Source organism: Yoonia vestfoldensis DSM 16212 (assembly GCF_000382265.1).
In the GTDB taxonomy this organism is placed as follows: Bacteria; Pseudomonadota; Alphaproteobacteria; order Rhodobacterales; family Rhodobacteraceae; genus Yoonia; species Yoonia vestfoldensis.
The window spans coordinates 1-5,000 of the sequence record NZ_KB908010.1 but is presented as its reverse complement, the minus strand read 5'-3'; the positions used below and the strand labels follow the sequence as shown (position 1 = coordinate 5,000).

2 protein-coding genes, 1 tRNA gene, 2 rRNA genes and 2 pseudogenes are annotated in these 5,000 nt (G+C 54.4%); 5 read left to right on the top strand and 2 right to left on the bottom strand.

The features are described from left to right. The first annotated feature begins 22 nt into the window (after positions 1-22). The 5 genes and pseudogenes from H147_RS0118980 to H147_RS20170 all read left to right on the top strand — a co-directional run. Positions 23-2,856: ribosomal RNA gene (locus tag H147_RS0118980) — 23S ribosomal RNA — on the top strand. Between the two features lie 226 nt (positions 2,857-3,082). Beyond that, positions 3,083-3,197 (top strand): 5S ribosomal RNA (rrf, locus tag H147_RS0118975). A gap of 83 nt (positions 3,198-3,280) precedes the next feature. Then, positions 3,281-3,357, top strand: a tRNA-Met gene (locus H147_RS0118970). 161 nt (positions 3,358-3,518) lie between these two features. Continuing rightward, positions 3,519-3,666: pseudogene (locus H147_RS21640) on the top strand (hypothetical protein); the annotation flags it as partial. A gap of 58 nt (positions 3,667-3,724) precedes the next feature. Beyond that, positions 3,725-4,061, top strand: a pseudogene (locus H147_RS20170) (transposase); the annotation flags it as partial. A 355-nt stretch (positions 4,062-4,416) separates the two neighbouring features. Here H147_RS20170 and H147_RS0118955 read toward each other — a convergent pair. Beyond that, positions 4,417-4,665 (bottom strand): hypothetical protein, encoded by a 249-nt coding sequence (locus H147_RS0118955; protein ID WP_019956962.1) that lies wholly within the window; start codon positions 4,663-4,665, stop codon positions 4,417-4,419. Positions 4,666-4,731: 66 nt separating this feature from the next. Further along, the coding region (locus H147_RS20165; protein WP_026352692.1) for a hypothetical protein at positions 4,732-5,000 on the bottom strand (269 nt) is incomplete at its 5' end.

Here is a 5,000-nt window from a genome sequence, read left to right as displayed (position 1 = left end):
AAGCCTTGCTTTTTCTGGATCAAATCAAGCGCGAAAAGGGCGTTTGGTGGATGCCTTGGCAGTAAGAGGCGATGAAGGACGTGATACTCTGCGATAAGCCATGGGGAGCTGAGAATAAGCTTTGATCCATGGATTTCCGAATGGGGCAACCCACCTGATTGTTTGTTATTATTGCTCTTCGGAGCAGCTAATAATGAGCAAAACCAGGTATTTGTAGACTGAATACATAGGTTTACAAAAGCAAACCCGGGGAACTGAAACATCTAAGTACCCGGAGGAAAGGAAATCAACAGATACTCCCCTAGTAGCGGCGAGCGAACGGGGACCAGCCGAGCCATGAATGTGATTAGAATGTGTTGGAAAGCACAACCAGAGTGGGTGACAGTCCCGTATAAGAAGCATGATTGGACGTATTAAGTAGGGCGGAACACGTGAAATTCTGTCTGAACATCGGAGGACCACCTTCGAAGGCTAAGTACTCCTTACTGACCGATAGCGAACCAGTACCGTGAGGGAAAGGTGAAAAGCACCCCGACGAGGGGAGTGAAACAGTACCTGAAACCGAACGCCTACAATCAGTTGGAGGGTCCTTGAGACCTGACAGCGTACCTTTTGTATAATGGGTCATCGACTTAGTGTATCTAGCAAGCTTAAGCCGTTAGGTGTAGGCGCAGCGAAAGCGAGTCTGAATAGGGCGATTGAGTTAGATGCATTAGACCCGAAACCGAGTGATCTAGGCATGTCCAGGATGAAGGTTAGGTAACACTAACTGGAGGTCCGAACCCACACCTGTTGAAAAAGGTCGGGATGAGGTGTGCCTAGGGGTGAAAGGCCAATCAAACTCGGAGATAGCTGGTTCTCTGCGAAATCTATTTAGGTAGAGCGTCGGACGAATACCCTCGGGGGTAGAGCACTGGATGGGTAATGGGGACTCACCGTCTTACTGATCCTAACCAAACTCCGAATACCGAGGAGTAATATCCGGCAGACACACAGCGGGTGCTAACGTCCGTTGTGAAGAGGGAAACAACCCTAACCTACGACTAAGGCCCCTAATTCATGGCTAAGTGGGAAAGCAAGTGGGACGACCAAAACAACCAGGAGGTTGGCTTAGAAGCAGCCATCCTTTAAAGATAGCGTAACAGCTCACTGGTCTAAATAAGTTGTCCTGCGGCGAAGATGTAACGGGGCTCAAGCCATGAGCCGAAGTCTGGGATGCAATTTATTGCATGGTAGCAGAGCGTAGTGTGACATAGTTCCAAGCGTCTTTAATGCCCTTCGGGGTATATTGGACGCAGGGAGCTTTCTGTGAAGCCGGCCTGTGAGGGATCCGGTGGAGAGATCACTAGTGAGAATGATGACATGAGTAGCGACAAAGGGAGTGAGAGACTCCCTCGCCGAAAGTCCAAGGGTTCCTGCTTAAAGCTAATCTGAGCAGGGTAAGCCGACCCCTAAGGCGAGGCCGAAAGGCGTAGTCGATGGGAACCAGGTTAATATTCCTGGGCCAGGAGGATGTGACGGATCTCGAAGATTGTTTCCCCTTATCGGATTGGGGAGGCCGTTTAGAGGTTCCTGGAAATAGCCCTCCGCTAGATCGTACCCTAAACCGACACAGGTGGACTGGTAGAGAATACCAAGGCGCTTGAGAGAACCACATTTAAGGAACTCGGCAAAATACCTCCGTAAGTTCGCGAGAAGGAGGCCCGTTCAGAACGCAAGTTTTGGGCGGGGGCACAAACCAGGGGGTGGCGACTGTTTACTAAAAACACAGGGCTCTGCGAAGTCGTAAGACGACGTATAGGGTCTGACGCCTGCCCGGTGCCTGAAGGTTAAAAGGAGGAGTGCAAGCTCCGAATTGAAGCCCAGGTAAACGGCGGCCGTAACTATAACGGTCCTAAGGTAGCGAAATTCCTTGTCGGGTAAGTTCCGACCTGCACGAATGGCGTAACGACTTCCCCGCTGTCTCAAATGTGGACTCAGCGAAATTGAATTTCCTGTCAAGATGCAGGATACCCGCGGTTAGACGGAAAGACCCCATGCACCTTTACTATAGCTTCGCATTGGCATCAGGCACGATATGTGCAGGATAGGTGGTAGGCTTTGAAGCAGGGACGCCAGTTCCTGTGGAGCCTCCCTTGAGATACCACCCTTATCTTGCTTGATGTCTAACCGCGGCCCGTTATCCGGGTCCGGGACCCTGCGTGGTGGGTAGTTTGACTGGGGCGGTCGCCTCCCAAATTGTAACGGAGGCGCGCGAAGGTTGGCTCAGAGCGGTCGGAAATCGCTCGTTGAGTGCAATGGCAGAAGCCAGCCTGACTGCGAGACTGACAAGTCGAGCAGAGTCGAAAGACGGCCATAGTGATCCGGTGGTCCCGAGTGGAAGGGCCATCGCTCAACGGATAAAAGGTACGCTGGGGATAACAGGCTGATGGTGCCCAAGAGTCCATATCGACGGCACCGTTTGGCACCTCGATGTCGGCTCATCTCATCCTGGGGCTGGAGCAGGTCCCAAGGGTACGGCTGTTCGCCGTTTAAAGAGGTACGTGAGCTGGGTTTAGAACGTCGTGAGACAGTTCGGTCCCTATCTTCCGTGGGTGTAGGATACTTGAGAAGAGTTGCCCCTAGTACGAGAGGACCGGGGTGAACGATCCACTGGTGGACCTGTTGTCGTGCCAACGGCAGTGCAGGGTAGCTATGATCGGACAGGATAACCGCTGAAGGCATCTAAGCGGGAAGCCCCCTTCAAAACAAGGTATCCCTGAGGGCCGAGGTAGACCACCTCGTCGATAGGCCAGAGATGTAAGCGCGGCAACGCGTTCAGTTGACTGGTACTAATTGCCCGATAGGCTTGATTTGATCCAGTAATAGTAAGACTGGCGAAAAATCAGGATACATACACAAACACCAACAGTCGTATAAGACTTGGAACAAACAGAACGCCCGGTAGCTCGGGGCACCTTAACCAACACCATTGGAAAGAGGTGCCTCACAGCAACTGAGTGAGCTGCACATTTGCTACGCAAACGTGCCTTGCTCACCCAGATCGAAACCGGGTCGCTTTGATCTGGCGTTGTTTTTTTGGTTTGGTGGTCATAGCGCGAGCAAAACACCCGATCCCATCCCGAACTCGGCCGTTAAGTGCCGCAGCGCTGATGGTACTGCGTCTTAAGACGTGGGAGAGTAAGTCACTGCCAAACCTAATAAACATCGCAAAGCTTGCCTCACAGCAAGCGTATCTCTCTTACGATGCACCTAACCATAATTAGGTGCGCCACAATGGCGCGGGATGGAGCAGCCCGGTAGCTCGTCAGGCTCATAACCTGAAGGTCGTAGGTTCAAATCCTACTCCCGCAACCAAAAAACAACGCCAAATCAAATGCTTAAAGCCCGACCTAATCAGTCGGGCTTTTGCTTGGGCGGTTCTTGTCAACGCCTTGTCAACGTTTGACGAGTCCTCCCTCAAACAGGGGGCCTTTTTGCGTTTGGCCTGCCCGCAAACCTTGTGGCAGCATCCAGCCATGATCGAGTTCCGTATTCATCTCCGATGATCACCCCGATCTCGCGCATTCGCCCTTCCTGCGCGCGGCGCGGTTGACGTTGCAGTACGCCCAGGAGCACGGCGCTATCGGTTTGACCAAGACAAAGGTGTTCAAGCGCGTCTTCGTGCGACAAAGGTGTTCAAGCGCGTCTTCGTGCATTGGGCGGTTGAGCATTCCACAAGTTTGGCCCACCCGAAATCATGAACACGGACAGTCCAGGCCAGCCAGTTCACCTCCTTCGATTGGACCGACCGGCTGAAGCGGGCCAAAACCACAATCTCCATGGACGGCAAAGGCCGCTATCTGGACAACATCTTCATCTATCGCTTATGGCGGTCACTGAAATACGAATGCGTCTACTTGCACGCCTGGGACACCGGATCACAAGCACGTGCCGATGTCGGGCGCTGGATCACTTTCTACAACGATCTGTGGCCCCACGCCGCCCATGGCGGTCAACCGCCCGCCGTAGTCTACTTCAACGCAACCCAAACCGATCAGCAGGTGCAGGCAGTAGCTTAAGTCAGCCGGAAAACTGTCCAAGAGTCGGGGAGTAGCTCAGTGTTGCGGTTGGTTATCGAAGCTATAAGTTCATCGCGGTCGGCGGGGCCAAGGTAAAGGCTGTGGGCAGGCTGGCAAAAGGTCAAGTCACGCCATGGTGGTCCGGACGGCGACGGCGTGATCATTGACGCCATCGCCGAATCCCGCCTGCAGGCACTGCACGCCGCGCTGGCCAGCGGCAGATATCCGGTTTTGACGAACCGAATTGCGCTGAACGACCGAGCCGACCAGCGCCCCGATTCAGCGGGGACCCTGAAAGCAATCACCCTCGGAGCGGTAGCACCGGGGGTGTGGCAAGCAACCTGTGGCAACCTGATCAGCGGATGCGGTCCTCGCCGCAGGATTGAGGGCGGTTGATCAGGGGGCAGTTATTGCCCGTGTAGGGGACGACGAAGTTGCGGGTATCGGGAGCGCGCCTGCACGGGTAAAGTGCGCAGATGCGGCAGCCCCGATCAATACCCGCGCCCATTGGGGTCAGGATGCGCGCATTGATTTCGGTAGCCGAGCCGATTGACAGGAGGGCAGCCATCACAGAGGCTTGGCCTAAGATAAGCAGACGTTTCATTGGATTTTCCTTTCTGAATGAATGGATAGTGGGGCGAGCTTACGCCCGCCCCCTTTCGGTCTCAGATCAGCGACGCGTGCCGGGGTACTGAACCTGCGGCAAACCCTGACGGCTGTTCATGAAGTTGCCAGCCTCCCAGCCTGCGCGGTCCCAGGCGCGGATCGCGTTGGACAAAGGCTTAGGGCAAAGGCCGCTGTTGACGCAGGCGAGCGCGCTGTTGGCGGTGTGTTGAACAGTGCGGTTCTGGGCAGAGGCCGGAACGACCGAGCTCAGCAAGACCGATCCGATAACGGCCAGCGCGACGGTGGTTTTCTTGAGTTCTTTTTTCATTATAC

Bases quoted from the DNA above. Each gene is read 5' to 3' on its own strand.
- H147_RS0118955 (WP_019956962.1), bottom strand. From the start codon at position 4,665: ATGAAACGTCTGCTTATCTTAGGCCAAGCCTCTGTGATGGCTGCCCTC.